General features: G+C 68.2%; 21 protein-coding genes and 2 pseudogenes. 14 read left to right on the top strand and 9 right to left on the bottom strand.

Translation table 11 applies throughout. The annotated features are described in order from the left end of the window. Positions 1-38 precede the first annotated feature (38 nt). Together Bsp3421_RS12790 and Bsp3421_RS12785 are read right to left on the bottom strand one after the other, a co-directional pair. Positions 39-836, bottom strand: a complete 798-nt coding sequence (locus tag Bsp3421_RS12790; RefSeq protein ID WP_273996320.1) for a transporter substrate-binding domain-containing protein — start codon at positions 834-836, stop codon at positions 39-41. Positions 837-987: 151 nt separating this feature from the next. Continuing rightward, positions 988-1,773, bottom strand: a complete 786-nt coding sequence (locus Bsp3421_RS12785) for an alpha/beta fold hydrolase (protein WP_443111444.1) — start codon at positions 1,771-1,773, stop codon at positions 988-990. A gap of 294 nt (positions 1,774-2,067) precedes the next feature. On the opposite strand from Bsp3421_RS12785, the pseudogene Bsp3421_RS12780 reads away from it, so the two are divergent. The 4 genes and pseudogenes from Bsp3421_RS12780 to Bsp3421_RS12765 all read left to right on the top strand — a co-directional run. Then, positions 2,068-2,187, top strand: a pseudogene (locus Bsp3421_RS12780) (transposase); the annotation flags it as partial. Positions 2,188-2,431: 244 nt separating this feature from the next. Continuing rightward, positions 2,432-2,632: a polymorphic toxin type 15 domain-containing protein gene (locus Bsp3421_RS34370; protein ID WP_443111512.1), complete on the top strand. Its 201-nt coding sequence runs from the start codon at positions 2,432-2,434 to the stop codon at positions 2,630-2,632. Further along, positions 2,629-3,273 (top strand): GAD-like domain-containing protein, encoded by a 645-nt coding sequence (locus Bsp3421_RS12775; RefSeq protein WP_273996319.1) that lies wholly within the window; start codon positions 2,629-2,631, stop codon positions 3,271-3,273. The genes Bsp3421_RS34370 and Bsp3421_RS12775 overlap by 4 nt, the downstream gene beginning before the upstream one ends. 242 nt (positions 3,274-3,515) lie before the next feature. Continuing rightward, the gene (locus Bsp3421_RS12765) at positions 3,516-3,902 is read left to right on the top strand and encodes a MerR family transcriptional regulator (RefSeq protein ID WP_273996318.1); all 387 of its coding nucleotides are present in this window, start codon (positions 3,516-3,518) and stop codon (positions 3,900-3,902) included. Between the two features lie 96 nt (positions 3,903-3,998). Here the strand turns inward: Bsp3421_RS12765 and Bsp3421_RS12760 are convergent, their stop codons facing one another. Then, on the bottom strand, positions 3,999-4,850 hold the full coding sequence (locus Bsp3421_RS12760; protein WP_273996317.1) for a hypothetical protein: 852 nt from the start codon (positions 4,848-4,850) through the stop codon (positions 3,999-4,001). A gap of 658 nt (positions 4,851-5,508) precedes the next feature. Here Bsp3421_RS12760 and Bsp3421_RS12755 point away from each other — a divergent pair. Continuing rightward, positions 5,509-6,036 (top strand): ATP phosphoribosyltransferase regulatory subunit, encoded by a 528-nt coding sequence (locus tag Bsp3421_RS12755; RefSeq protein ID WP_273996316.1) that lies wholly within the window; start codon positions 5,509-5,511, stop codon positions 6,034-6,036. Positions 6,037-6,148: 112 nt separating this feature from the next. On the opposite strand, the gene Bsp3421_RS12750 is transcribed toward Bsp3421_RS12755, so the two are convergent. Then, complete coding sequence (locus tag Bsp3421_RS12750; protein WP_273996315.1) at positions 6,149-6,568, bottom strand: PPC domain-containing DNA-binding protein; 420 nt, start codon at positions 6,566-6,568, stop codon at positions 6,149-6,151. A 223-nt stretch (positions 6,569-6,791) separates the two neighbouring features. Here Bsp3421_RS12750 and Bsp3421_RS12745 point away from each other — a divergent pair, with 223 nt between their 5' ends. After that, entirely contained in the window at positions 6,792-7,193 is a 402-nt protein-coding gene (locus Bsp3421_RS12745; RefSeq protein ID WP_273996314.1) for a hypothetical protein, read from the top strand. Positions 7,194-7,232: 39 nt separating this feature from the next. On the opposite strand, the gene Bsp3421_RS12740 is transcribed toward Bsp3421_RS12745, so the two are convergent. Beyond that, the gene (locus tag Bsp3421_RS12740; protein WP_273996313.1) at positions 7,233-7,754 is read right to left on the bottom strand and encodes a DinB family protein; all 522 of its coding nucleotides are present in this window, start codon (positions 7,752-7,754) and stop codon (positions 7,233-7,235) included. 155 nt (positions 7,755-7,909) lie between these two features. Between Bsp3421_RS12740 and Bsp3421_RS12735 the strand changes: the two genes are divergently transcribed. Continuing rightward, entirely contained in the window at positions 7,910-8,458 is a 549-nt protein-coding gene (locus Bsp3421_RS12735; RefSeq protein WP_273998377.1) for a TetR/AcrR family transcriptional regulator, read from the top strand. A 48-nt stretch (positions 8,459-8,506) separates the two neighbouring features. On the opposite strand, the pseudogene Bsp3421_RS12730 reads toward Bsp3421_RS12735, so the two are convergent. From Bsp3421_RS12730 to Bsp3421_RS12720, 3 genes and pseudogenes are all read right to left on the bottom strand, one after another. Continuing rightward, positions 8,507-9,210, bottom strand: a pseudogene (locus tag Bsp3421_RS12730) (GNAT family N-acetyltransferase); the annotation flags it as partial. 104 nt (positions 9,211-9,314) lie between these two features. Beyond that, positions 9,315-10,574, bottom strand: a complete 1,260-nt coding sequence (locus Bsp3421_RS12725; protein WP_273996312.1) for an S-layer protein — start codon at positions 10,572-10,574, stop codon at positions 9,315-9,317. 508 nt (positions 10,575-11,082) lie between these two features. Then, positions 11,083-11,871, bottom strand: a complete 789-nt coding sequence (locus Bsp3421_RS12720; protein ID WP_273996311.1) for a sulfite exporter TauE/SafE family protein — start codon at positions 11,869-11,871, stop codon at positions 11,083-11,085. 396 nt (positions 11,872-12,267) lie between these two features. Here Bsp3421_RS12720 and Bsp3421_RS12715 point away from each other — a divergent pair, with 396 nt between their 5' ends. From Bsp3421_RS12715 to Bsp3421_RS12705, 3 genes are all read left to right on the top strand, one after another. Continuing rightward, positions 12,268-12,765, top strand: coding sequence for a hypothetical protein (locus tag Bsp3421_RS12715; RefSeq protein WP_273996310.1), 498 nt, complete (start codon positions 12,268-12,270; stop codon positions 12,763-12,765). 178 nt (positions 12,766-12,943) lie between these two features. Then, a complete protein-coding gene (locus tag Bsp3421_RS12710) occupies positions 12,944-14,866 on the top strand; it encodes a collagenase (protein ID WP_273996309.1) in 1,923 nt (640 codons plus the stop codon). A 144-nt stretch (positions 14,867-15,010) separates the two neighbouring features. Further along, on the top strand, positions 15,011-15,382 hold the full coding sequence (locus tag Bsp3421_RS12705) for an MAPEG family protein (RefSeq protein ID WP_273996308.1): 372 nt from the start codon (positions 15,011-15,013) through the stop codon (positions 15,380-15,382). A 45-nt stretch (positions 15,383-15,427) separates the two neighbouring features. Here Bsp3421_RS12705 and Bsp3421_RS12700 read toward each other — a convergent pair whose 3' ends face one another. Next, a complete protein-coding gene (locus Bsp3421_RS12700) occupies positions 15,428-16,615 on the bottom strand; it encodes a YncE family protein (protein ID WP_273996307.1) in 1,188 nt (395 codons plus the stop codon). Between the two features lie 530 nt (positions 16,616-17,145). Between Bsp3421_RS12700 and Bsp3421_RS12695 the strand changes: the two genes are divergently transcribed. From Bsp3421_RS12695 to Bsp3421_RS12680, 4 genes are all read left to right on the top strand, one after another. Beyond that, positions 17,146-17,616: a hypothetical protein gene (locus Bsp3421_RS12695; RefSeq protein ID WP_273996306.1), complete on the top strand. Its 471-nt coding sequence runs from the start codon at positions 17,146-17,148 to the stop codon at positions 17,614-17,616. Positions 17,617-17,643: 27 nt separating this feature from the next. Continuing rightward, on the top strand, positions 17,644-18,003 hold the full coding sequence (locus tag Bsp3421_RS12690; RefSeq protein WP_273996305.1) for a DUF4440 domain-containing protein: 360 nt from the start codon (positions 17,644-17,646) through the stop codon (positions 18,001-18,003). Between the two features lie 266 nt (positions 18,004-18,269). Beyond that, positions 18,270-21,182, top strand: coding sequence for a bifunctional glycoside hydrolase 114/ polysaccharide deacetylase family protein (locus Bsp3421_RS12685; protein ID WP_273996304.1), 2,913 nt, complete (start codon positions 18,270-18,272; stop codon positions 21,180-21,182). Continuing rightward, positions 21,157-25,527: a tetratricopeptide repeat protein gene (locus Bsp3421_RS12680; protein WP_273996303.1), complete on the top strand. Its 4,371-nt coding sequence runs from the start codon at positions 21,157-21,159 to the stop codon at positions 25,525-25,527. The genes Bsp3421_RS12685 and Bsp3421_RS12680 overlap by 26 nt, the downstream gene beginning before the upstream one ends. Positions 25,528-25,557: the final 30 nt, after the last annotated feature.

Genomic DNA, 25,557 nt, shown 5'->3' with positions numbered 1-25,557 from the left:
GGCGGCGCGCGGATCGATCGCGCGCCGCGGGCGGGCGCTTATGCGCCCGGCTTCGTATAGTCCGCGCCGAACCAGCGCACCGAGATTTTCGTGAGCGTGCCGTCCTGGCGCAGCGTATTGAGCGCGTTGTCGACGGCCGCCGAGAATTTCGGATTGCCCTTGCGGACCGGGATGCCCATCTGCGTCTCCCCGCCCTTGACCGTCGCGCCCGGTTTCAGCGGCAGGTTCGAGGTCTTGATCAGGTAGGGCAGCATGAGGCGGTCGTCCATGCTCGCGTCGACGCGTTTGGCGGCCACGTCGCGCAGCTTTTCGGGCGCGCCGGGGTAGGTGAGCACGGTGACGCCGGGAATCGTCTTCGCGAGGTCGGCGAAATTGGTGCCGAGCGTCACGCCGATCTTCCGGCCGTTCAGCGCGCCGGGCGCGCCGTAGTCGTGCGGATCGTCGGCGCGCTGGATCAGCTGCGCGGCGGAATACAGGTAGGGCTGGCTGAAATCGATCGCCTCGCGGCGCTGCGGCGTGATCGTCACCTGATTGACGATCACGTCGAACTTGCCGGCCTGGAGGCCCGCGATGATCCCGCTCCATTCGACCGCGATGAACTGCGGCTTCACGCCGAGCCGCGCGGCGAGCGCGCGCGCGACGTCGATGTCGAAGCCCTCGAGTTCGCCCTTTTCATTGCGATAGCCGAACGGCGGGTAGGTGCCCTCGATGCCGATCTTCAGCACACCGCTCGATTTGACGGAATCGAGCGTGTCGGCCGCATGCGCGGCCGGGGCGGCGAGGCTCAGCGCGACAGCCGCGCAGCAGGTGGAAAACAGGACGGACAGCGGTTTCATGCAATCTCCGGGGGAAGGGGAAGCCAGGGCCGGATTGGGGCCGGCTGGGGGATTGTCGCGCGTTGGGGGCGCGATGGGAATCCGGAAAACAATCAGGCGGCCTGAGCGAGGCGCGGGGCGTCGATCGGACCGGATGCCGCGGCGCATTCCCTCAGCGCGCCGCCGCGTCGACAAATCCCGCCAGGTCGCGATTGAAGCGATCCGGCGCTTCGACGAACGGCGCATGCCCCACATCCGGATACAGCAGGCTGCGGACGCGCGGATTCAACGCCTTGGCCCGGGCGATCGCGGGCCCCGGGTTCACCAGCGCATCCTCCGCACCGTAGATCAGCAGAATCGGCGCCTTGGCCCGGGCAAGCCCCCCGGAGGCATCGACGCTCATCGACGGCACCGCGCGCTGCATATCCCACGACGCCATCGCGGCGCTCGCCTGCAATCGCGCGAAAGTGGCCGGGTCCGGCAGCGTGTGGAAGCAGCGTTCGAGAAACGCGCGCTCGCCGTCGAGATGCGTCTTCAGGTCCGCGGACGTCATGTCGCGATACACCTGCTGATGCGGCGCGATCTGATCGGGCTTCAGTTCGATCACGCCGTCGACGTACACCGCGCCGGCGATTTCGCCGTCGCCGTGGGCCGCGAGATAGTTCGAGATGACCGCGCCGCCGAGCGACCAGCCGACCAGAACCGGGCGGCGCGCGTGCGAGGCCCGGATGATGGCCGCCAGATCGTCGGCCCAGCGGCGTCCGTCGCGGTAGGCGTCGAGGCCGGCCGGCTTGTCCGAGAGCCCGTGGCCGCGAAGATCGTAGGTGATCAGGCGATAGCGCCGCAGTTGAGCGCTGTTCAGTTGTGCATCCCAGTTCAAACGGCTGCCGAGCAGCCCGTGGATCAGGATGATGCTCGGGCCGTCGGGGTTGCCGGCTTCCTGCACGGCGAGCGTCACGCCGCCCGGCGCGGTGACTGTCCAGGTCCGGGTCGGGGGGCTGGGCGCTGGCCGCCGTTGACGCGACCATCAACGCGCCCAGGGTAAGCAGGGCGAGGAGCCTTGAAGAGAAGAGACGGGAGAACATGAGCGGGATTCCATTCGGATGACGAGGAGCCCCACTCTCAACCCTCACGCCCATGTGAGGGTCAAGCGAAAAGGTGTTAGTGCCGGTTTACATTCGATGAGTTTTGTCTTTTGCACAAGCTAGTCAAGGTGATTCGAACGTTCCTGAGTGGCGAGGTATGGGCGTAAATCGAATCGGTTTTGCTGGGCAAGGACGGCGATCCAGGACGTGTGGAGGCGGACAATCGTTGGTTTGTCGAAGCTGTTCTCTGGATCGACCGAACGGGCTGCCCGTGGCGCGATTTGCCAAGGATCTGCGCACGGGCGTGGTGATTGCCGGCAAATGTGACCTGAGGCGGCATTTTGTAGCCAGTTAAGCAGTGAGTCGTACGTCGATACGGGGGGCAGCCTTGGGCCGCTAGCGGATTCGGAATGATTCAGATTCCGCAGATCGGTAATGAGGTGGTCGTGATTTTTCTTGACGGTAAGCTATGACTGCGGCGAGCGAGCCAATACAGTTGCAAGCAAGCTTGCAGCGCTGCATGAGCCAGATATGGTTGCAGGTGGCTGGGCGCATCCAGATCCGACTCGCATGGGAAGCTCGAGTGTCAATTCCTCGATTGGTGGGAGTTGGAACCAGGGCGATCGCCTCTCAACCATGGAGGGAGGGGCGAAGGACGCCATTTCGAGCGGTAAGGGTGACGCCTTGATGAACGTCAAGCTAGAGCCTTGTCGCGGAAAGGGAATGAGATGAGAGACGAAGATTTTGAGCTGTTTATCGAAAATTTTGGGGAAGCCACGAGTCGTATCGAGGTGCCTCAAGCAAGCATTGATAAGTTCGAGAAGAAGTTGCCCGATCAACTTCTGAAGTACTGGTCCGACGAAGGTTGGGCGGGCTACTCGAACGGCTTATTCTGGATCGTGAATCCGGATGAATATGAAGACGTTCTCGATATGTGGCTGGAGGATACGATCTTTGAAGAAGTCGACAGCTATCACGTCATCGCTCGAACGGCGTTCGGGAAGTTGTATGCATGGGGTGAGAAAACGGGGCCGAGCTTGACGGTTTCATGCCCGACGCATTCTCTTATTGCTCTGGAAAAGGACTTGAAGGGGCCGCTCAAGAATCCCGACTTTCGTGTTCAGACATTTTTCGGTGCCAAAACGTTGAGCGAATGTGACTTTAAGGACGAGGCCAAGCTGCCGCTATTCAAACGTGCTGCTGGCAAGCTCGGACCGCTTGAGTCGAACGAGATGTATGGTTTTGAGCCGGCTCTGATTGCCGGTGGTCAAATGAGTCTCGATCATCTGAAAAAGGTCAATCTGGATGTTCATTTGACGATCTTGCGGCAGCTTGCGCCGCCGAAAATCCCATTCCTGAACACCCCGATCTGATAAAGCACAACCGTTAAGATGACTGACGAATAGTCTGCAGAGGAAGTCGCCGAGATGAGGGACGAGGACTTTGGAGTTTTCATCGATGACCTTTTCTTTGTTCGGGCGCGCACGAATTGGTCGAGCATCTTCATCGTGTCGCCACTCGATACGACAAACTCGAGGGCAACTATCTCGCCTTCGCAGCGCTTGCCTGCGCCTTTGGGCCGTTGGTGAGAATGTGACCAGACGTTACCTTACTCATGCCCGACTCCGTCACCCCCAACCCGCTCAGCATCGGCGCACTCGCGCGCGCGACCGGCGTCAGCGTGCGCGCGATCCGTCACTACGACGAACAGGGTTTGCTCACGTCCGCGCGCGCGGGCAACGGCTATCGGGTGTTTCCGCGCGCGGCCGTGGCGCAGGTCAGGCAGATCCAGCGCATGATCGCGACGGGCTTCAGTCTGGTCGAGATCCGTTCCTTTCCCGACTGCATGCGGATGATCGAAGGCGCGAAGGCATGCACCGAGACCACCGACGCGCAACGCAGGCGGCTCGCGTCCATCGAACGCCAGATCGCCGATCTCGAACGCCGCCGCGTGCGGCTGTTGAAGACCTTGAGCGAAGGACGGATTCCGCCGCTGGATTGAGCAGGGTGGCCCGATGCTGCGCGTCCATGTGGGCCGCCGTCGGCGTATCTGCCGCTTACGGCGGCAGGACGCGTGCCTGGCTCGGCTGACACGGCATCACGGGCAAGCGGCGTCGCTGTAAACAACCAGCACGTTCGCGCCGCCACCGAGCGGCTCGGAGCCGTTCCATGAAAGCTGGACCACCAGAACACTCGTGCCAATCCCATATACCTGAGTCGTGCCAAGAACGGTGACGCCTTGCAAATACAAGGCAGCGATTTTCTTGGTCAGCGGGATGGTGACGTTGATCGTGTTGGTGCCTCTCGTGAACGTCACGTTGTAGTCCCGTGTGCCGGCGCCGGTATTGCCGATGTATTGAACTACGGTACTGGAGCGGAATTGGATTCCAAACAGATCGGTTGTATTGGTGCTCGCGGCCGCATTGACGCTGCCGGCTTTCACTGCCTTCCGGGTGATGCCCGTGTTCAATACGCCGCTCAGCGGCTTGTATTCATTCCAGGCGTTAGCGCCAGCTCCAGCGCCATATATAAGCGATCTTGTTTGATATTCACCGCGTTCCAGCCAGGTGTAGGTGAGGATGTCGCCCGGGGAGGAACCGGCCTGATCGGCGTTCTGGCTTGCCAAACGATCCTCCGCGCCGGTAGCGATCACCTTGTTGTAGCTGGCCGCGACTTCATCGCTCGCACTGTCGAACGGGCTCAATCCCGATTTGTCGGCAACGGCGCGCTGGTACAGGTCGTACTTCCGCAGCAATTCCCTCAGCGCATCCTTACCCGTCAGCGCATGGGCGGCGATTCTTTGAGACGCGGCGTAATCGTAGCCCGCGTTCGGAAGAAGATTCGACGGCTCGCCGGCGGCGAAAGTCTGCGGGGCCTGGCACAGCAATACGGTGGTGCAGGCAATACTCAGGCAGATTGACTTCATATGCGAAATGGAAAATCTCGACATTGCGATCTCCTCGGGAAGATTATCGACACGAAGTTTTCAGCACAGCGAGAACCATGTTAAGTAAGAATTCCGAAATGTCGGTGACCGTGCGTTCTTTTTGGTTTTTTGCTCCGGCTTGGCAAGTACCGTCAATGCAAGATTCGACGAGAACCGTTCCTTGGTTGATGAAATTGGGTTGAATATATATGCACGGGTATTCAGGGCCTCGTGCACGCGTGGCGAAACCGCCGTCGGACTCGTCGGCTTGCGGCGGCTTCGATACCGGGATGCCGTCGTTCGACCGCTGACGATTGCGGGGAAAAGCGCGACGCGCGCCGATACGATGCGAGGTTTACAAGCAAAACCGCCTATGGGAGTATCGGCGCATGGACACCTTCGATATGCGCATCGCGCTTCATCACCACCACGCCGACATTCCATCGCGCCGTGGTTCGTTACGTCCATAGCAGGAGGCAGGGAGGCAATCAGTCCATCCCCTTCATGCTCACAACGACCCAGGCGCCTTCGGCGCCTTTTTTTATGTCCGCTACCAGGAGAACCGACATGACCATGATCCGTGGAACCCGTTTTGTCGTGGGCGAGGAAGCCGCCCGCATGCGCGCGCTCGAAAACCGTTTCCGGAGCTACCTTCACTGAAGCCGGGGCGGAAGAGGCGATCGTGCCGGCCTTGTGGTCCCAGGACACGTTTGTCGAGAAGGCCGGCGGCAGCGAGATCATCGGCCAGATGTGGGCGTTTCCGGACAAGAAGGGACGCCCGTGCTGCCTCATTCCCGAGGCGACGGCGCTGTTCCAGGAGCGCTGCGCGGCGTTGCTGGGGCGTCGGAGAGAGCGGCAGCTGTTCTATGTCGCGCGATGCTATCGCTACGAGCGGCCGCAGGCCGGGCGCTATCGCGAGTTCTCGCAACTGGGCTTCGAATGCCTCGGCCCCGATCCCGAGCGCGCCCTGGCGCGCAGCCAGACGCTTGCGACGGGCTTCCTCGATGCATTGGGCGTGCGCTACGACATCGACCGCTCGGCAAGGCGAGGGCTCAGCTACTACCTGGACGGACGGGGCTTCGAGATCCGCTGCGCCGAACTGGGCGCACAGCAACAGGTCGTCGGGGGCGGGGCGTATCGCGAAGGCGCGGGCTTCGGCATCGGCGCGGAGCGGCTGGCGCTGGCGATGACGAATCAAGGTCTACTGTAGCCGCGAGGGGCTGCGCGCCGGCTCGTGGCCGAGCGCGTGGCCCGATGAGGACCCGGCGGGAGGGGGCATCAACGATACCGAGCGCGGGCGAACGGACCGCAAGACACGCGAATCAAACCGGCCCCTCATCGTCATCCCCCTTGTTCCGGATCACCAGCTCCGGATACCCGGTCCCGTCATCGCGTTCGCGCGCGAAGCTGTGCCCGGGCAGCAGCGCGAGCAGGATCTCGGCGGTCGTCCTGACCCGGCAGCCGCGCGCCACATGACCGCCGTACACGCGCCCGTCCGGGTCGGCCACCGACATGTGCAAGTGCGCGCCGTCGGGCGAAACCGAGCCGGCCAGACTCAGGATCTCGAGATCGCGGCGCAGTGTCGTGGGCGTTTCCGCGCCCGCGAACCGCAGTTCGGCGATGCTGAGACTCCCGATGCCCTGGAGCACGAAGGCCGCGTGCAGCGCCTGCTCGCGCAGCGCGTGTTCGAGGGCGGCGCGCACGTCGTCGCCGGGCGCGAGGCGCAAAGGATGGATTCGCATGCTCGGTCACCTGTTCGTCAGCCATGACGTCAGTCATGAAGCGGAGGCCGATCGGGAAGGGATGCCGTCAGGAACGCGCGATCGACCGGTGAGAGTCTGCCTGATTTTCGCTTTCCGGATGCGCGGACGCCGTCAGGCGCGACACAGGCGTGTGCAGAACGCCGCGCAATCGGCCACCATGTCGACCTCACGACACGACGAGACCCCCACGAGGATTCACCGCATGCCGCGCGCATCGATCGTCATCCGCACGCTGTTCGCCCTGTGCCTGCTCGGCGCGACGTTCAACCACGGCCTGACGATCGTCCGGCATGGCTGGCTGTGGGACTACGGCCTGGGCATCGACGTCCCGCTGTTCAGCCGCCTCTACTGGGATGCGCTGACCTTTCTCGATCCCCTGGCCGCCGTCCTGCTGTTCGCGCGGCCCCGCGCCGGGGTATGGCTGACGGTGTGGGTGATCGTGAGCGACGTGCTGCACAACACCGGCTACGTCGCCCGGCTCGGGCTATGGCTCGCGCCGTTCTATCTGGCCCAGGTGGCGTTTCTCGTCGCCGTGCTGGGCCTCGCGCACGTCGCCCTGCGCGGATCGAGCGCGCGACGCGAGACCGGCGCGCGCCGCGTGTGAGGGGCAGCGGCGTTGAAACCCGCGCATGAGCCGCGCGCGTTACGCGGTTGTCTTGCCGTGTCGCCGCCGCGCGGGATCGTCCTGATGGAGATGCACGGCATAGGTGTCCCAGGGCATGCGCATGGCCGTATCGGAGCGCCCCGACACCTGCGTCAGGATCCGGCCCACCTCGCCGCGGTGATAGGTCCCGTGCAGGACGACATGGGTCAGCATCTCTTCCCGGGTCATGCAGCCGTCGTCACCGTCGGTGAAGGTAAACGGAACGGCCTGCGACAAGCCAGCGGGCGTCACCCGGGACACGTGGTCGAGATACCAGCTGTCGAGCGCCGCCAGTTCCGAACGAAGCGCATCGAGGGTGGGCGTGTCGGGGGTGTTGTTCGCGGCGAAGCCGTGCGGCTCGCCCTGCAGATGGCCCGCGAAGATCTTGCCCACCACGAGGCAATGATTCATCGCGCGCAGCGTGATGCGGCGCTCGTCGGGAAACCGCGCGGCGTCCAGCTCCGCGATTCCGTTCAGCATTTCCTGATTCGCCCACGCCTGATAGCGAAGCATCCGTGACATCAATTCGCCTGCACTCATGGCATCTGTCTCCACGTCCTAATAAAATGTGAGCCCGGTGTACATAATCGACGAGGGAGGGCCGCATGTCCACTCGTGTTTCCGCGCGCGGCGCGGCGATGCGCAAAGCGCCACGGCAAGCCCGCTCCAGGGCGACCGTGGAGGCGATCATCATCGCGGGGGCTCGCATTCTCGATGCGCGGGGCTGGCCGGGATTCACGACCAACGAGGTCGCGAGCGTGGCGGGCGTCAGCATCGGTTCGCTTTACCAATACTTTCCGAACAAGATCGCCCTGATCGATGCGATCCGCCAGCGGCATTTCGACGACGTCCTGGCGGTCTTGCGGCGCGCCGGCGAAAGCAGCCGCGGCCCGCGGCGCCGGGTCGAGGGCCTGGTGACGGACATGATCGCGATTCACGACGAGCATCCGGCGCTGCACCGCACGCTGCTCGACCTGCCCTGTTCGGAAGAGGCGCAATCCTCGGTCGACGCGTTTCACGAGGCCTACCTGCGCGGCTATGGCGCGGTGATGGCGGCGTATCAGGGTACGGCGGGCGCCAAGGTCGATGCGGTGCGGGTGCAGGTGCTGTCGTCGGCGGTCGAGGGGGTGATCCACAACGCGGCCCGGCGTGGCGTTCTCGCGCGGCCCAAGCTGAAACGCGAACTCGTCGGCCTGGTGTGCCGCTACCTGGAGCAGGCGAACTGAGCGGCGGCGCCCGGGTTCGACGCCACAGCGGTCCACCTACGCCCCCAGCGCCGCCCGGACCTCGGTGAGCGAGCGCAGCTGCCGCCCCTGCGCATCGACATTGCCGTCCGCGAGCCACGCCTCGAACGCCGCGCGCCGCGCCGGCCATTCGTGGTCGACGATCGCGTACCACGCGGTATCGCGGCTGCGCGACTTGTAGACGAGCGCCTGACGGAAGATCCCCTCGAAACTGAAGCCGAGCCGCACCGCGCTCTGGCGCGACGGTGCGTTGAGGCTGTCGCATTTCCACTCGTAGCGGCGATACCCGAGTGTCTCGAACGCATGGCGCATCAGCAGGTAATGCGCTTCCGTCGAGGCGCGCGTGCGCTGCAGCGGCGGCGCGAACGACACCGAGCCGACCTCGATCGCCCCGTTGGCCGGATCGATCCGCATCAGCGCCATCGTGCCGACCGCGCGCCCGCTGCGCGCGCGTCGCGCACGACGAAATGCAGCGGATCGTCGCCGGCCTGCACGCGGGCGGCGTAGGCGTGATAGCCGGCGGCGTCGGCGAACGGCCCGACCGTCATGTAGGTCCAGTCGCGGCCGTCCGGCGCGAGCGCGTAGGCGGCATACAGCTCGGCCGCGTGGCGGTCGGCGTCGAGCGGTTCGAGCGTGCAGTGGCGTCCGGCGAGCGTGACGCGGGTGGGGCGGGGGCGGGGCGTCCAGCCGTCGAGCGCGGGGCCGATCGGCTGCTTGTATTCGTTGGTGCGCATCGGTGATCCTGACAGCGGTGAACGAGAAACCGAATCACACGATACCGGGCTATTCAGCGCGCGAATAGAGCCAGCCGCCCCGGCCGGCCTGGAGCCACCCGCCCTCAGCCCTTGACCGTCACGAACACCGGGTTCGAGTAGAACCACAGGTCGCTGTAGTTGCGCAGGTTGATCGCGTTGAAGCGCTGCGCGTTGTCGGGGTTGTCGACGCGCGCGTCGGGCAGCGGATTGCCGTCCTGCGTCTCGCCCGGCACGTTGACGCCGAGGTTGGTGCCGCGCAGCCGGTAGTAGCGGTTCTTCGTCGCGACCACGTCGTAGCTGACGGTGCGGTAGCCGTCGCGGTCGGTTTGCCAGTCGGCCTTCGTGAAGGTGGCGATCACCTTCGTGCTGTCGTTGGTCGCCTTGTCGTAGCCGGGCGTGCCCGGCAGCGCGCGCGGCGCGACGTCGCCCGCGATCAGGTCGACGTGGTCGACCACCGGCTGCACGTTCGCGCTCGCGCTGCTGCCGACCGTGAATTCCATGTTGTTGCGCGACGGGCTCTTGAAGCGGAGCGTCAGGCGCACGGTGCGGCCGGGCGCGACCGTCAGCTCGCCGCCCATCTGCGCGCGGTTCGCGCCGTCGGCGGCCTGGAAGTCGAGCGCGTCGACGAGATCGCCGAACACCGCGAACACGCGTCCCGAGCGCAGGCCGTCGAGCAGCGCGCGCAGGCCGGTGCCGGTCATCCAGACATGGGTCTTCGCGTACTCGCCGGGGTAGTAGCCGCTGCTGTTGCGATTGTCCGGCGACACCTTGAAATGATGGTCGGAATCCGCGATGGTCCAGATCCGCCGGCCTTCGCCGAGCAGCGCGTCCCATACGCCGCCCACCTGCGCGACCACGTAGTCCGCGCCGCCGTAGGTGCGCGCCTTCAGGTTGGCCGGCACGTACGCGCTGTTGTAGCCGCCGCGGTCCGGCTCCATCTGGTTGCCGACCAGCCCCTCAATCGCGAACGCGATGTCCGGCGCGATGTCGTTGAAGGCGCGGAAGTCGGCCGCCTTGTACTTGTCGGCCGAGCGCGACGGGTGATTGAACAGCAGGTAGCTGGTGTCGGGATGATGCGCGCGCAACCAACGCAGCGCGGCGAGGGCGTCGTCGTGGGTGGTGTAGGCGCGTGCGTCGGCCGCGTCCCAGGCGGCGACGTCGGCCGGCGCGAACTGGCTGGCTGGCCGGCTCGTGAACAGGTACTCGAAGTGATTGAGCGCCTGCGCGTCGGGGGCGAGCGGCGCGCCCGAGAAGATGCCGACGTTGCCGTGGTCGTGGGTCGGGATGTCCCATTCGACGGCCGAGTAGATCAGCTTGTCTGCATAGCGGCCGGCCGCCTGCAACTGCTTGATGCGCGGCAGCTTGATCGTCGCGGATGCCTTGCGACATCGGTATGCCGGCGCTGTCCGGCAGCGTTGCGCCGGTGTGATCGCGATGCGACACGCGCAGATGGTCGGTCAGCGCGATCCAGTCGAGGTTCGATTTCGTCAGGCCCTGGTCGAGCACGGTGTCGAGCGGCGTCTGCGCGTCGTCGGACTGGGTCGTGTGGACATGCAGGTCGCCCGTGGTCCAGCGGCCGGCCACCGGGGTCGGCGTCGGCGTGCCGGGCCCGGGATCGGCCGGGCGGGTCGGCGGTGGCGTCGCTGCGGAGGGGGCGGGCGGGTCGTCGTCGCGGCAGGCGGTGAGCAGCAGGGCCGTGGCCAGGACGAGGCCGAGCGGGCGGCGAAGCGCGGGGCGGGGCATGAAACGAAGCGGGGCGGACATGAGGCGATCGACGGGAACGAAAGGTCCGCAGCCTACGCTTACAAAATGACAGCGATGTTATCGGTCCGTAAGCCGGGCCGCCCCGCTTCAGGCCAGCGCGTGATAGACGAGATACCCACCGGTCGGGATCAGCATCAGGTAGCAGAGCGCGGTGAAGCGCGCGGGGCTGATGCGATCGTTCAGCGTCTTGCCGGCCGCGATCCCGAACGGCACGACCACCGTCAGCACGAGCGCGGTGCTCCAGCTCGTGCCGTCGAGCAGGTGCAGGCTCATGTAGCCGAACAGCTTCACGTAGTTGCCGATGAAGAAGAACAGGATCGTGGTGCCCGCGAGCACGGCCTTGCCGAGGTTCTGCGGCAGCAGGTAGAACGAGATCGGCGGCCCGCCGGAGTGCGCGACGAAGGTGGTGAAGCCCGACAGCAGGCCGCAGATCGCGCCCACCTTGCGGTTCGGCGCGACGCGCGCGGCGGGCCCGCCGTGGCTCGCGCGCGCCTGGGCGCGCATCCTGGCGAACCAGTTCACGACGAAGCCGAGCGTCAGCAGGCCGACCAGCAATTGCAGGTAGCGGTCGTTCAGCAAGCGGAAGCACAGCATGCCGAGCCCGATGCCGAGGATCAGCGGCAGCACGAGGATCTTCAGGTTCTCCTTGTCCCAGGTGCTGGGCGGATACGCGCGGATCGCGAACAGGTCCATGAAGCAGATGCTCGGCGCGAGGATCGCGGCCGCCTTGCCCGGGCTGATCGCGAGCGACAGCAGCGGCACGCCGATCAGCGAGAAGCCGCCGCCCAGGCTGCCCTTCGAGAAGGCGATCACGAAGATCGTCGGAAACGCGATCAGGTAGAACAGCGGATCGGCAACGGGCATCGGAAAGGTCATGGGGCGCGCGGCTCGGCGAAAGGGCGCGTGGCGGAGTGGCCCATGCGCGGTCAGTCGGAGCGATGCCGGGGCGGGGCCGCTGGTGGGGCGCGGCGGATTCGCCTCGGATCGCGGCGGGGAAATCACGACTCAGTGAGGATAGGCAATCACGCAGGCCGGATTAAATTACATTTTGATTGGAGAAATCCGCGTATCCGGCGGAAAAAGAATAAGCGAATCCCTGCGTTTTATTCGAATACCCGTTATCCGCGCGGGGGGATGCGCGGCCGTCGCGCGGCGCGGATGCATGCGCCGCCGGAACGTGCGGCGCCGGCAGGAGCGCGGGGGCGGGTAAAATCATGCCTTTGCCCGCATGCGCGACCCGCGCGCGGGCGCTTGACGACGATTCCCCGACCCATGAGCGATACCGATTTTCAAGGCGACGACGACGTGATTCACGAGAGCGGCCTGTGGCGCGACGACGGCTGGACCGCGCGCGTGATCAAGAACGAGGACGACGACGGCTGGGCGGTCGAGATGATCCGCGACGGCGAGGCGGAGCCCGCGCTGGTCGGCCCGTGGACCATGGGCCGCGACAAGAAGAACCCGAAGCCGCTCGATTCGGGGGCCTTCCGCACGCTCGTGAAGACGGCGTCGGAGGTGTTGCGGCGTCACGAGCAGCAGCGTCACGCGATGCTGCACAAGTCCTTGATCGTGTGGACGGACGGCGAGGAAGTGCAGGTCACGCTCGACATCGTGCCCGACGAAGACGATCCGCACGCGATGCTCGGCGCCAGCGCGGCGGACGGCACGTCGCTCGCGCGGGTGCGGGTGTCGGCGGGATACCGGCTCAGCCAGGAGAACGCGCTGAAATGGATTGCGGCGGAGTATGCGCGGCCGGATACGGATCGCTGATCGAAAAAACGGCAATCCGCATAGTGTGCTTCTGAAATATTGAATAATTCGATCGATTAATCCATTACGCTATTGATCTAGATTGAAAATTCAATGTAATGTGCCGTAATGAAATTGACGGCAAGGATTCCAACGTTATAGATTCGCTCTCTCATTAAAAAACAAAGAGAGGGCATGCATGAATATGACAACGTTTGCGCGCGCGGCGAGCCGCGGCGCGGCCGCGCTCGCGGTGCTGGGCGCGCTCAGCGCGCCGGCCGCGGCCGACACGGCGCCCGCGCGGGCGCCGCAGTCGCGCATGCCGCGCGCGCCGCAGAACCTGCCGTTGTCGCCGGAGCAGGCCGCCTACAACCTGCCGCTCAGCAAGCAGGACCGCGCGACGCTGCAACAGTCGACGCAGCCGCGCCAGTCGGGCCTGCGCAGCAAGCGCAGCGCGGCGGCCGACGACGGGTGCCGCGACATGAACGCGCTCGCGGGTTATCGCGGCGCGGCGCTGGCCGACTATGTCGTGAACCTGCCCGACTACGAATGCCATTACGGGCTGTTCTCGGTCGACAAGACGCTCGCGGCGAAGATCTTCAGCGGGGAGAACGTGCACGCCGTGGCGAGCCGCCTCGTGCAGGATCTGTACCGCTACGACGCGAGCAATCTCGCGCTCGTGAACCTGCTGATCTACCTGCGTTCGGCCTATTACCAATACGACGTGAGCGGCGTCGCCGACCAGGTGCCGGGGCTGGCGGTCGCGCTGCGGCCGTACATCCGCCAGAGCATCGAGGGCGAGGCGCTGTTCCGCGATAATCCGCGCGCGCCGAGCACGGCGAGCGAGCTGATGAAGCTGATCACGAACATGAAGGACGAGGTCTACTACGTGCCGCAGCTCAAGGCGCGCGTGGCCGCGTACACGGCGAGCCCGGCCAATCCGCAGGCGGCCGCGCCGTTGCAGCAGACGAGCGCGGCGGGCGGCTTCACCGGCCTGCTCACGGTGTTTTTCTACGCGCACCAGCGCGCCGATGCGCCGGCGGTGCTCGGCAGCGATGCGTCGCTGCCGGAGACGCTGAACCGCTTCGTCACCGCGAACCGTGCAAGCCTGCTGGGTACGCGGGCCGCGTACCAGCTCGCCGACGCGGCGCGCGAAACCTTCCGCTTCCTGCGCTATCCGGCGCAGCAGCCGCGCGTGAAGCCGATGATCCAGCAGTTGCTCGCATCGACCAGCATGACGGGCCCGGACAGCGACCTGTGGCTCGCGGCGGCCGAGTCCGTGCAGTACGGCGATCCGGAGCACTGCGCGGACTACGGCGTGTGCGACTACAAGGGCAAGCTGTCGGCCGCGGTGTTGACGCAGCGCTATGCCTGCGACGCGCACATCCGGGTCGTCGCGCAGCAGCTGACCACGCCGCAGATGCAGTCGGTGTGCGCGACGGTCGCGAAGCAGGAGGATTACTTCCATCGCATGCTGAAGACCAACCGGCAGCCGGTCGCCAACGATCGCAACGAGACCATCGAACTGGTGGTGTTCAGCGACTACGACAACTACCGCAAGTACGCGTCGGTGCTGTACGGCATCAGCACGGACAACGGCGGCATGTACCTGGAAGGCGATCCGGCCAAGCCGGGCAATCAGGCGCGCTTCATCGCGCACGAGGCGTCGTGGCTGCGTCCGGCGTTCAAGGTCTGGAACCTCGAGCATGAGTTCACGCACTATCTCGACGGCCGCTTCGACATGGCCGGCGATTTCGCGGTGAGCACCGCCCAGCCGACCGTCTGGTGGATCGAGGGCGTGGCCGAGTACCTGTCGCGCAAGAACGACAACGCGGAATCGATCGAGGCGGCGCGCAGCGGCCGCTATCGTTTCTCGGAGGTGGTCAAGACGCGCTATGCCTCGGCCGACTATGTCGCGCGCGCCTATCGCTGGGGCTACATGGCCACGCGCTTCATGTTCGAGCGGCATCGCTCCGAAGTCGACACGATCGTCGCGCGTTTCCGGCGCGGCGACTACGACGGCTACGCGACCTACCTCGCGGATCTCGCGCCGCGCTACGACCAGGAGTTCGCGGATTGGGCGCGCACCGCGACCACCGCGGGCGAGCCGCCGCAGCCCTGAGCCGCGTCCGCCGCCGCCTCGCGCCGAAATGGCGCGCCGCGGCAGAGGCGGACGTCTAGAAAGCGGGTGCGCGGGCAGGGAGGCGGGATGCTAAGCTCTGCCCTATTTTGACATTCAACGATGTAACGATAGGGAGACGTAGCCATGAACATCTCGCAGACCTGCCTGCTGATCGTCGCGCTGTTGCCGTTCGTCTGGACCATTTGCGCGAAGTCGCAGAAGGGCTACGACAACCGCGATCCGCGCGGCTATCTGGCCAGGCTCGAAGGCTGGCGCGCCCGGGCGGCCGCCGCGCACCAGAACTCCTGGGAAGCGCTCGCCCTGTTCACGGCGGCGCTCGTCGTCGCGTGGCACAACGGCGCGAATCCGCAGCGCGTCGACCTGCTCGCGATGGTGTTCGTCGCCACCCGCGTGCTGCACGGCCTGCTGTACCTGCTGAACTGGGCGCCCGTGCGTTCGCTCGTGTGGTTCGTCGGGATCGTCTGCATCGTCTGGCTGTTCGTCGCGGGCGCCTGACCGCACGCGGCGTCGCCGCGTCGTCCGGCGCGCGTCCGGCGCCGCTCAGCGCGGCGTCGTGCGCAGCGACGACGGCCCGCCCGTCAGCGCGATGCGCTCGCCGGTGTCGCGCAGCCTGCCGCCATTGACCGCATAGAGCGCGAGCTGGCGCTCGACGTTGAACTGCACGATCAGGTGCCGGCTGTCGGCGGTGAACACGATGCCTTGCGCGGCTTCGCCGCCCGGCAGTTCGGCGGTCTTGACCGCGCGGCCGTCGCGGATCGCGAACAGCAGCACCTTGCCGAGCGTGTGCCGGCCGGGGTTGTCCGGTGTCAGGTTCGAGCCGTCCATCGCCTGCACGCCGATCCACTTGCCGTCGGGCGAGATCGCCACGCCCTCGGGCAGCGACGGCACCGTGAGGTGCTGGACCGCACGGAACGGCGCATGCGACACGTCGATCAGCGTGATCGTGTCGGCGTCGCCCGCGAGCTTGCCGGTGTAGCCCGGCAGGCCCGCCAGGCCCACATTGCTGACCACCGCCCACTTGCCGTCGCTCGACACGTCGACCGTGTACGGCGCGACGCCCGCGCTCAGGCGCACGCCGCTGTCGGTGACGGTCGTGCCGTCGACGTCGAGCACGGCCACGCCCCCTTCGTCGCGCAGCGAGACGAGCGCGTGCCGGCCGTCGTGCGTGAAGCTGATGCCGGCGAGGCGCTTCGCGCCGATCTTGAGGCTGTCGAGCAGCCGCACCGAGCGGCCGTCGATGGCAAGCACCGACACCTTGCCGTCGAGATTCGCCGTGAGCGCGAGCCGCCCGGCGCGATCGATCGCGATGCCTTGCGGATGCGCGCCGAGATCGATGCGGGTGACGGCGGGCGGCGTCGCGTCGAGATCGACCACTTGCAGGAACGGATCGTAGAACAGCTGCTTGGCCGCCTGATCGTAGCGGGTCGGCGCGCCGACCAGCGCGACGCGCGCGTCCGGCGTGATCGCGACGGCCTGCGGCGGGCCCTGGATGCCGTTTTCCACGTCGACCTGGGTTTTCACGCGCGGCGGGAATACGCTCGCATCGAGCAGCGTGAGCGTGTCGGCGGGCGGGTCGGGCAGGTAGGTGTCGCGCCCCGCGACGCGCTGATACTTGCCGTCGTTGCCGGAGACGATCCAGTCGGCGGCGTGCGCGCCGATGGACAGCGCCGCGAGCGTCAGGCCGGCGAGTGCGCGGAGCCGGAATGCGCGCGTGACGGATGCATGCATGGTGAAGCCTCCCTGTCGTTGGTCGAATCTGGGTCGCATGGGGCGAGGATCGAGCGGGCGGCCGCGCGCGTGGGGCTTTGTGGCGCGAGGCCGATCAGCACAGCCGGACGGCGAGGCCGAGCAGGATCTTAGCGCGTCCGTGCGCGACGCGGCTTGACGACCGGCATGGGTGCGTCAATCGAACCCGCGCCAGTCACGCGCGCGGCCGGCGCGCCGCCGTCCCGCGCGGCCGGATGCGCCTTGAGGACATCGAGCCACGCGCGCACCTTGTGCTTAGCGCGTCCGTGCGCGACGCGGCTTGACGACCGGCACGGGTGCGTCAATCGAACCCGCGCCAGGCACGCGCGCGGCCGGCGCGCCGCCGTCCCGCGCGGCCGGATGCGCCTTGAGGACATCGAGCCGCGCGCGCACCTTGTGCTTAGCGCGTCCGTGCGCGACGCGGCTTGACGACCGGCACGGGTGCGTCAATCGAACCCGCGTCAGTCACACGCGCGGCCGGCGCGCCGCCGTCCCGCACCGCCAGACGCGCCTTGAGGAAATCGAGCCACGCGCGCACCGGGCCGAAACGCCTGCTCGCCGCGGGCGTGCTGATCGAGTGCGCGGGCATCCTGATGCTCGCCGCACCGTGGTCCGCCGGGCACGACGGCGGGCTGGCGCTGGCCTACGCGGTGCTGGGCTTCCGCGGCAGCCGGTGTTCAAGCGCCGCGCAAAGCGTCGCGTTTCTCGACGTGCCGCCCGCGCGGCTCGGGCAGGCGGGCGCGCTGTGGAACGTCAATCGCCAGCTCGGCTTCTGCCTGGGCGTCGCCGTGCTCGGCAGCACGCTCAATGCATGGCTGGCCGGAACGGGAACCGGATCCGACGATGGGGCGGCGGCCCTGCCGGTCTATCGCGCGTGCCTGCTCGTCGCGGCCGCGCTGACCCTGCTGCCGTTGCCGCTGATCGCGCGGCTGTCGAGCGCGCACACCGGGCGTCTGCTGCGCGGCGACGCGATCGTTGCTTGATGCCGACACGCTGAGAGGAAATGTTTCATGACGGAATCCAATCCGTTTTTCGATGAAGTGCGCGACGCGCACGTGGAGATCGAACGCTGGCTGTCCGGCGAAGCGCCGGCCGGGCATTTGCCGACGCTGCGCGCGCGTTTCTCGCCCGCTTACTCGATGGTGACGCTGGCAGGGGCGCGCCTGGATTTCACCGCGCTGACGGCTTTTTTTGCACAGGCGCGGGGCGCCGTGATCGACGAACTGGAACTGATCGGGCAGGGCGACGGACGCGCCGTGGTCGGTGATCGCGAGCACCAGGCCGATGCGGCCGGGCAGGCCACGCTGCCGCTCGACGGCGGTGTTCGCGCGCGACGGCGCAGGGCGTGTCGTGTGGCTGCGTCTGCATGAAACCGCCTGCGCGGCGGGCTGACGCGCAGGTGCGCGAGCGCGTATCGGCGCGGGCGGTCGAGGTGCTTCGGCCATGCGGCGCGGGCGAGCGGCCGGCATGCCCGACGACGTCGACGGACGGCCGATTTTTCCGGCGTTTGCGCCATGCATGATTAATCGGCGATTCGATTTGCGTGCCGCTGAGGTTTGACTACAATCGCCCTATCTCATCATAGCGGGCGTTGTGGTCGCAGCGCGGGACCGACTGCCAGCGCAGCACGTGAAGAATGACAAGAAGACGCCGCTGTTCCGTTGCCGACCCGTGCCCGCCGCGATCCTCCGGATACCTGGAGCGACGGTGCATATCGGCAGCCGGGCGGCGCGCGCGCGCGGGGGCGGTCTGGCTGATCGCCTGCGCGTTCGCGTGGCTCGGCCTGACCGCTGCCCGGCCCGCGTGGGCGGACGAGGCGCCGTCGCCCGCCCAGCCCTCGTTCGCGCTGTACTACGGCGCGCAGCCGCCGGTCGAATTGTTGTCCGCCTACGATGTCGCCGTGGTCGAGCCGGACAGCGGCTTCGACCCGCGCGCGCATGTCCTTCCGCACACCACCTGGTTCGCGTACGCGAGCGTCGGCGAAGTGCAGCCGTCGCGCGCCTATTATGCGGATCTGCCCAAGTCGTGGCTGCTCGGCAGCAACGAGGCGTGGGCTTCGCGAGTGGTCGATCAGAGCCGGCCCGAGTGGCCCGCGTTCTTCGTCGAGCACGTGATCCGGCCGCTGTGGGACAAGGGCTATCGCGGCTTCTTCCTCGACACGCTCGACGCCTGGCAACTCGCCGCGCACACCGACGACGCGCGCGCCCGCCAGCAGGCCGGCCTCGTCGCGGTGATCCGCGCGATCCACGCGCGCTATCCCGAGGCCAAGCTGATCTTCAACCGCGGCTTCGAGATCCTGCCGGCGGTGCACGGGCTTGTCTACGCGGTGGCGTTCGAGTCGCTGTACCGCGGCTGGAATCAGGCGCGGCAGCGCTACACGGCGGTGCCGGAAGCCGATCGCGCCTGGCTGCTCGCGCAGGCGCGCACGATCCGCACGCAGTACAACGTGCCGGTGGTGTCGATCGACTATTGCCCGCCCGCCGACCGCACGTGCGCCAGCGACGCGATCACGCGGATTCACGCGGACGGCCTCGTGCCGTTCGTGACCGACGGCGCGCTCGCGACGATGGGCCGCGGCGCGAGCGCGCCGCTGCCGCGCCGGATCCTCGTGGTGCAGGACCCGCCCGCGCGCACTGACCTGAACGTGTCGCCCGGGGTGCGCTACCTGGCCATGCCGCTCGGTTATCTCGGCTACCTCGTCGATTACGCGGACGCGCGCGCGCCGCTGCCCGCCGGCCCGCTCGCGGACCGCTACGCGGGCATCGTGCTGTGGCTCGACAACGACGTGCCGCGCGGCCGCGCCTATCGCGAATGGCTCGGCGCGCAGATCGACGCGGACGTTCCGATCGCGATGCTCGCGTCGTTCGGCACGCCGCTCGATGCGCCGTTCGCGCGCAAGCTCGATCTCGAGGTGGTCGACGGGATCCCGGCGGGCGCGCGGCTCGACGTCGCGTCCTATGACCCGGCGCTGATGGGGTTCGAGATGAAGCCGCGCGCCGATCCGCACGACTACACGGCGGTGCGGGTCGGCGCGCGCAGCCGGTCGCTGCTGCGCCTGCGCGCGGGCGGCGTCGAGATCGACGGCGCGGCGCTGACGCCGTGGGGCGGCTACGTGATGCGGCCGTTCGGCGTGTATCAGCTCGGCGGGATCAATCAGGCCCGCTGGGTCACGCAGCCGCTCGCGTTCCTGCGGGCCGCGCTGCGCCTGCCGGACGACATGCCGGTGCCCGACACCACGACCGGCAACGGCCGTCGGCTGCTGATGTCGCACATCGACGGCGACGGCTTCGCCTCGCGCGCGGAGTTCGCCCAGGCCGGCCTGCCCGAGAACCCCGCCGTGCCGCTGTATTCGGGCGACATGCTGTACCGGCTGCTGCGCGATTCGGGGATGCCGACCACGGCCTCGCTGATCGAGGGGGAGGTGTCCGACGACGGACCGTATCGCGCGTTCTCGCCGCACCTGCGCGCGCTGGGCGCGAAGATCTTCGCGCTGCCGAACGTCGAGGTCGCCACGCATACCTATACGCATCCGCTGCAATGGATGCGGGTGACGGGGCTCGGCGTCTCGGACGACAAGGATACGGTCACCGAGGGCGGCGGCGGCGCGCATGCGAGTGGGCTGTCGATCGATATCCCGGGTTACCGCTTCAACTACGAACGCGAAGTCGGCGGCTCGATCGACTACCTGAACCGCACCGTCGCGCCGGCCGCGAAGCCGGTGCGGATGGTGCTGTGGAGCGGCGATTGCCAGGTGCCGTCGCCGGTGCTGAAGGCGGCCTACCGGGCGGGCGTGCTGAACATGAACGGCGGCGACACGCTGATCACGAAGAGCTACCCGAGCTGGACCGCGATCGCGCCGCTCGGCGTGATGAAGGACGGCTATTACCAGGTGTTCGCGCCGAACCAGAACGAGGAGTTGTACACCGACCTGTGGCATGGCCCGTTCTACGGCTTCACGCGCGTGCTCGAAACCTTCGAGATGACCGACCGGCCGTTGCGCTTCAAGCCGATGGACATCTACTACCACATGTTCTCGGGCACCAAGCTCGCGTCGATGAAGGCGCTCGAACTGATTTTCAAGGCCGTGCTCGCGCAGCCGGTGATGCCGCTGTTCGCGTCGGACTATGCGCGCAAGGTGCTCGATTCGCTCGACATGAGCGTGGCGCGCGACGGCGACGCCTGGGTGGTGCGCGGCGGCGGCGCGCTGCGCACGGTGCGCCTGCCGGCGGGCAAGGCGCCCGACCTGCGCGGCGCGACCGGGGTGGCCGGCTACGCGCCGGGGCCGGGCGGCACCTACGTGCACCTGACGGGCGCCGCCGCGCGCTTCACGGTGGTCGACGCCGCGCGCGCGCCGCACGTGCCGTACCTCGCCGATGCGAACGGCGAGCTCGAACACTTCGAACGCAGCGCGCGCGGCTTCTCGTTCGACCTGCGCTCGACCGTCGCGCCGCGCTTTCGCGTCGCCGACGCCGGCGCATGCCGCGTGAGCCAGCGTCCGCTTTCCTCCACTGCCTACCGCCTGCATGTCGACGTCGTCTGCGACCGCTGAACGCCAGCGCTTCTTCACGCTGCCCGCGATCCTCGCGCTCGGCGCGCTGCTGGGCGTGCTGCTCGGTTTCGCCTATCCGCGCGGCGCGCTGGAGGCGCGGCTGCTCGCGGCCGGCCGCGTCGACGGCCTGACGGTCGCGTATCTGGAGGCCTGGCTGCGCATCGATCCGGGCAATCCGGACGTCCAGGCCGCGCTGACCCGCGCCTATCTGAGCGGGGAGCGGCTCGCGGACGCGGAGCGCATGCTGGAGCGACTGAAGATCTCGACCGATCCGGCGGCGCGGCGGCGCGCGCTGGTGATCCGGCTCGCGCTCGCGCAGCGCCGGCTGTATACGCTCGCGCCGCGCGATCCCGCGCGCGCCGCGCCGCTGCGCGAACTCGATGCGCTGCTGCGCGAGGCCGATCGAGTCGAATGGGACGTCGACGCGCTCAAATCGCTGGCGGGGCAGGCGCGCGGCCTGGGCGACGATGCGCTCGCGGCGCGCTTCTATGCGCGGCTCGTGACGGATGATCCCGCGCATGCGTCGGCGTGGCTCGCCGAATTGGCGGCCACGCGGCTGGGCGGGGGCGAGTATCGCGCGGCCGCCGATGCGTGGTTCGCGCTGGAGGCGCGCGCGACGACGCGCGCGGCGCGGCGCGAGGCGTTCATCGCCGGGTTGAAGGCGTTGCAGGCGGGCAATGAGCTGCCGGGCGCGATGGCGGCGGCGCAGGCGCATGCGGGCGATCTGGCGGACGACCCGGATACGTTGCGGTTCCTGTCGAATCTGGCGATGGCGGCGGGGCGGCCCGATCTGGCCGCGCAGTACGTGAAGCGCCTGATGCAGGTGCTGGGCGATGCGGGCAGGCAGGGGCGGACGCGGCTTGCCGCGTATGCGGCGGGCGGGCCGGGCGCGGTGGCGCCACATGACGGCCGGGTCGCGGCGCAGCGCACGGCGCGGAGCGTGTGGCTGCGGGCCGCGTGGTATCGCGGCGGCGGGCAGCCGCGCGGGGCGGGCGTGGCGGATCGCGGGGGCGGAGGGGTGTCGATCGTGAGGATCGCGGCGACGACGGCCGCGCCGGGCGCGGGTGGCGCAGGTGCGTCGACGGGGATCAACGCGGGCAACGCGGGCAACGCGGGCAACGCGGGCAACGCGGGCAACGCGGGCAACGCGGGCAACGCGGGCAACGCGGGCAACGCGGGCAACGCGGGCAACGCGGGCAACGCGGGCAACGCGGGCAACGCGGGCAACGCGGGCAACGCGGGCAACGCGGGCAACGCGGGCAACGCGGGCAACGCGGGCAACGCGGGCAACGCGGGCAACGCGGGCAACGCGGGCAACGCGGGCAACGCGGGCAACGCGGGCAACGCGGGCAACGCGGGCAACGCGGGCAACGCGGGCAACGCGGGCAACGCGGGCAACGCGGGCAACGCGGGCAACGCGGGCAACGCGGGCAACGCGGGCAACGCGGGCAACGCGGGCAACGCAACCAACGCAACCAACGCAACCAACGCAACCAACGCAACCAACGCCAAACAAAAAGCTCAGACCGGCGACTACGAACTCGCCTACCGCGTATTCCTCGCGAACGGCGACGTCGCGGGCGCGGAGCGCATCGCGCAGACCGCGCTCGAACGCGATCCGCAGGCGCTCCCGTGGCGCGAGCGGCTCGCGCAGGTCGCCGAGTGGAACCACCATCCGGACGTGGCGCTGCGCAACTATCTCGCGCTGGCGCAGGCCCGGGGCGGCGCGAACGATTGGCGGCAGGTCGCCCGGCTCGCGCCCGGCCTGGACGATCAGGCCGCGCTGCTCGCGGTGACGCTCTACGAAGCGGGCCAGCACCCGGGCGACCTCAAGCGCATCGACGACGTGGTCAACGCCTACGAGCGCAACGCCGACCCCGACGCCGCGCTGGGCTTCCTGCGCGCGCGCTTCGACGGCCCGCTCGGCCGCGCGGCGCGCGAGCGCTACGCGCAGGTCGCGGAGCGCAAGGGCGACGACGATCTCGCGCTGCGCGCGTGGCGCGATCTCGAACGCGCATACGGCCCGAACGCCGGCTATGCGCTGCACATCGCGACCTTGCTGTATGCGCGCACGCAGTTCGATGAAGCGCTTGCCGCGCTGCGCGACGCGAAGGGCGCCGCGACGCCGGGCGATACCGATTTCTGGCGTTTCTACGCGATGCTGGGCGCGTCGGGGCAACGCGAGCGCGATGCGGGCGCGGGCTATCGCGCGCTGCTCGCGGGCGGCCACGCCGGGACCGACGACGTCGAATCGATGATCAGCTTCAGCGAGCGTTCGCCGCTCGATGCCGGCCGGGTGGCGGAGTACGGCTATCGGCACGGCGGCACGGTGCGGATGCTGACGCAGGCGCTGTACTACTACGCGCGCGCGCATGCCTGGGCGCGCAGCGCCGCGCTGCTCGCCTCGTTGAGCGACGCACGGCGCGCCGAGGCCGAGCAATCGGCGACCTTCCTGCTGGCGCGCGCGCAATACGAGCGCGAGCGCGGCCGGCCGGCGGCCTACGGGCGCGATCTCGAACGCGCGCTGGCGCTCGCGCCCGACAGCGCGGAGGCCCAGACGAGCTGGCTGTGGTACCTGGTCGAGCACGGCAGCGACGCGCAGTTGCAGACGGAACTGCGACGCCGCGCGCGCGATGCTCAGACCGATTCGACGCTGTGGCCGCCCACCGTGGCGGCATGGCTGCGGCTCGGCGACGGTCGCGCGGCGCTGCACTACCTGCGCCGGCAGGGCGAGGACGGCGCGCGCGGCCCGCTGTGGCGGCTCGTCTTCGCGGATGCGCTCGAACAGGACGGCCGCGCGGACGACGCGTGGCGTATCCGTCGCCAGGTGTGGCTCGCTCTGGCGGCGCGCCGTCGCCCGCCGGACGCCGCGCCGCTGCCGGCGGCCGAGGCGGACGAACTGCGCGGCCGCCGGGTGGCGCTCGCGACGCTGTTCGACAACGGCGATCGCGCGCGCGCGGTATTGATCGACATGCTGCGCGCGGATCGTCCCGACGACGACGACGGCGCGCCGTCGACGCCGCCCGCGTCCGACGCTCTCGCGCTGCTGCCGCCCGAACGCCGGCAGGCGATCCGCGAGGAGCGCCAACTGTACTCGGCGATCGCGCGCGAGGCGGCGGTGACCTGGGCGCAGGCGCAGGGCGAGCCCGACCTCGAACGCGCATGGCTCACGCGGCTCTACGTCGTGCGCAGCGCGCGGCCGATCTACGCGGAGGCGCAGCAGGCGGTCGATGCGGGCGACACCGTCACGCTGACGCGCCTGCTCGATACGCTGCCCGACCAGATCCCGCGCCAGAACCGCATCGACGCGCAAGTGCTGACCGGGCGGCTGACCGATGCGCAATCGACGGCGTACGACGCGCTGGTGCGGACGCCGCTCGACGATTCGTTGCACGCGCAAGCACGCGAGCGACTGTTGTCGAATGCGCAGTCGGTCGACGTGGCGGTGCGCTACAGCGACCAGGGGCCGCTGCGCTTCAACGAGGAGACGGTCACGGCCGGCGTGCGCCTCACGCCGTCGCAAAGCCTGCAGCTGCGCTACCGCGAGCGCGACCAGACCGCCGATGCGAGCGCGCTGCCGGGCGTGCCGCGCCATGAGCGGCTGCTCGATGCGATCTATCGCCATCAGGGCATGGACGGCGACCAGCAACTGACGGTCGGCCGTCGCGATGCGCTGCGCGACTTCACGACGGCGCGCCTCGACGGCCGGCAGTCGCTCGGCGGCGGCTTGACGCTGCGCTACGCGGCCGGCTACAACCAGCCCGCGACCGAAACCGCGCAGCTGACGGTCGGCGGCGTGAAGGATCTCGCGTCGCTGGGCCTCGACTACCCGTTCGATCCGCACTGGTTCGGCAGCGGCCGCTACGAATACGCGCGGTTCCGCGGCCAGGACCGCTCGGTGCTCGGCGACGGGCATCTGATCGATCTGAGCGCGGGCTACAAGATCAAGTCCGACTATCCGGACTACACGATTCGCGCGGTGTTCTCGCACGGCCAGTACCGCAGCGCGAACGGCGCGCCGGGCGCGCGCCTCGCCGTGCTGCTGCCGCCCGGCACGCCGTTGACGGCGGCCGCGTTCATGCCGCAGACCTTCACGCAGGGCGCGCTGCTGTTCTCGTTCGGCGACGACCTGCCGGACGGCTATTCGAAAGGCTGGCGGCCGATGTTCTCGGGCGGCCCGCTGCGGGATTCGCGCGCGGGCTGGTCCGGGCAGGTGCAGGTCGGCCTCGTCGGCAGCCTGTTCGGCGGCGATCAGGTGTTGCTGTACGGCCTGTACCAGGGGGCGTCGTCGAACCATTCGACGTCGGTGAAGGAACTGGGCGCGCGTTACCGCCTGTTGTATTGACGATTGATTCGAGGAGATGTCGATGAGCTT

Source organism: Burkholderia sp. FERM BP-3421, assembly GCF_028657905.1.
In the GTDB taxonomy this organism is placed as follows: Bacteria; Pseudomonadota; Gammaproteobacteria; order Burkholderiales; family Burkholderiaceae; genus Burkholderia.
The sequence above is the reverse complement of the archived record's forward strand: the minus strand, read 5'-3'. Positions and strand labels throughout refer to the sequence as shown.

Excerpts from the sequence above, each read along its gene's own strand:
- Bsp3421_RS12790 (WP_273996320.1), bottom strand. The coding sequence starts at position 836 with ATGAAACCGCTGTCCGTCCTGTTTTCCACCTGCTGCGCGGCTGTCGCG.
- Bsp3421_RS34370 (WP_443111512.1), top strand. The coding sequence starts at position 2,432 with ATGGTTGCAGGTGGCTGGGCGCATCCAGATCCGACTCGCATGGGAAGC.
- Bsp3421_RS12775 (WP_273996319.1), top strand. The coding sequence starts at position 2,629 with ATGAGAGACGAAGATTTTGAGCTGTTTATCGAAAATTTTGGGGAAGCC.
- Bsp3421_RS12765 (WP_273996318.1), top strand. The coding sequence starts at position 3,516 with ATGCCCGACTCCGTCACCCCCAACCCGCTCAGCATCGGCGCACTCGCG.
- Bsp3421_RS12760 (WP_273996317.1), bottom strand. The coding sequence starts at position 4,850 with ATGTCGAGATTTTCCATTTCGCATATGAAGTCAATCTGCCTGAGTATT.
- Bsp3421_RS12750 (WP_273996315.1), bottom strand. The coding sequence starts at position 6,568 with ATGCGAATCCATCCTTTGCGCCTCGCGCCCGGCGACGACGTGCGCGCC.
- Bsp3421_RS12745 (WP_273996314.1), top strand. The coding sequence starts at position 6,792 with ATGCCGCGCGCATCGATCGTCATCCGCACGCTGTTCGCCCTGTGCCTG.
- Bsp3421_RS12740 (WP_273996313.1), bottom strand. The coding sequence starts at position 7,754 with ATGTCACGGATGCTTCGCTATCAGGCGTGGGCGAATCAGGAAATGCTG.
- Bsp3421_RS12720 (WP_273996311.1), bottom strand. The coding sequence starts at position 11,871 with ATGACCTTTCCGATGCCCGTTGCCGATCCGCTGTTCTACCTGATCGCG.
- Bsp3421_RS12715 (WP_273996310.1), top strand. The coding sequence starts at position 12,268 with ATGAGCGATACCGATTTTCAAGGCGACGACGACGTGATTCACGAGAGC.
- Bsp3421_RS12710 (WP_273996309.1), top strand. The coding sequence starts at position 12,944 with ATGAATATGACAACGTTTGCGCGCGCGGCGAGCCGCGGCGCGGCCGCG.
- Bsp3421_RS12705 (WP_273996308.1), top strand. The coding sequence starts at position 15,011 with ATGAACATCTCGCAGACCTGCCTGCTGATCGTCGCGCTGTTGCCGTTC.
- Bsp3421_RS12700 (WP_273996307.1), bottom strand. The coding sequence starts at position 16,615 with ATGCATGCATCCGTCACGCGCGCATTCCGGCTCCGCGCACTCGCCGGC.
- Bsp3421_RS12690 (WP_273996305.1), top strand. The coding sequence starts at position 17,644 with ATGACGGAATCCAATCCGTTTTTCGATGAAGTGCGCGACGCGCACGTG.
- Bsp3421_RS12685 (WP_273996304.1), top strand. The coding sequence starts at position 18,270 with ATGACAAGAAGACGCCGCTGTTCCGTTGCCGACCCGTGCCCGCCGCGA.
- Bsp3421_RS12680 (WP_273996303.1), top strand. The coding sequence starts at position 21,157 with ATGTCGACGTCGTCTGCGACCGCTGAACGCCAGCGCTTCTTCACGCTG.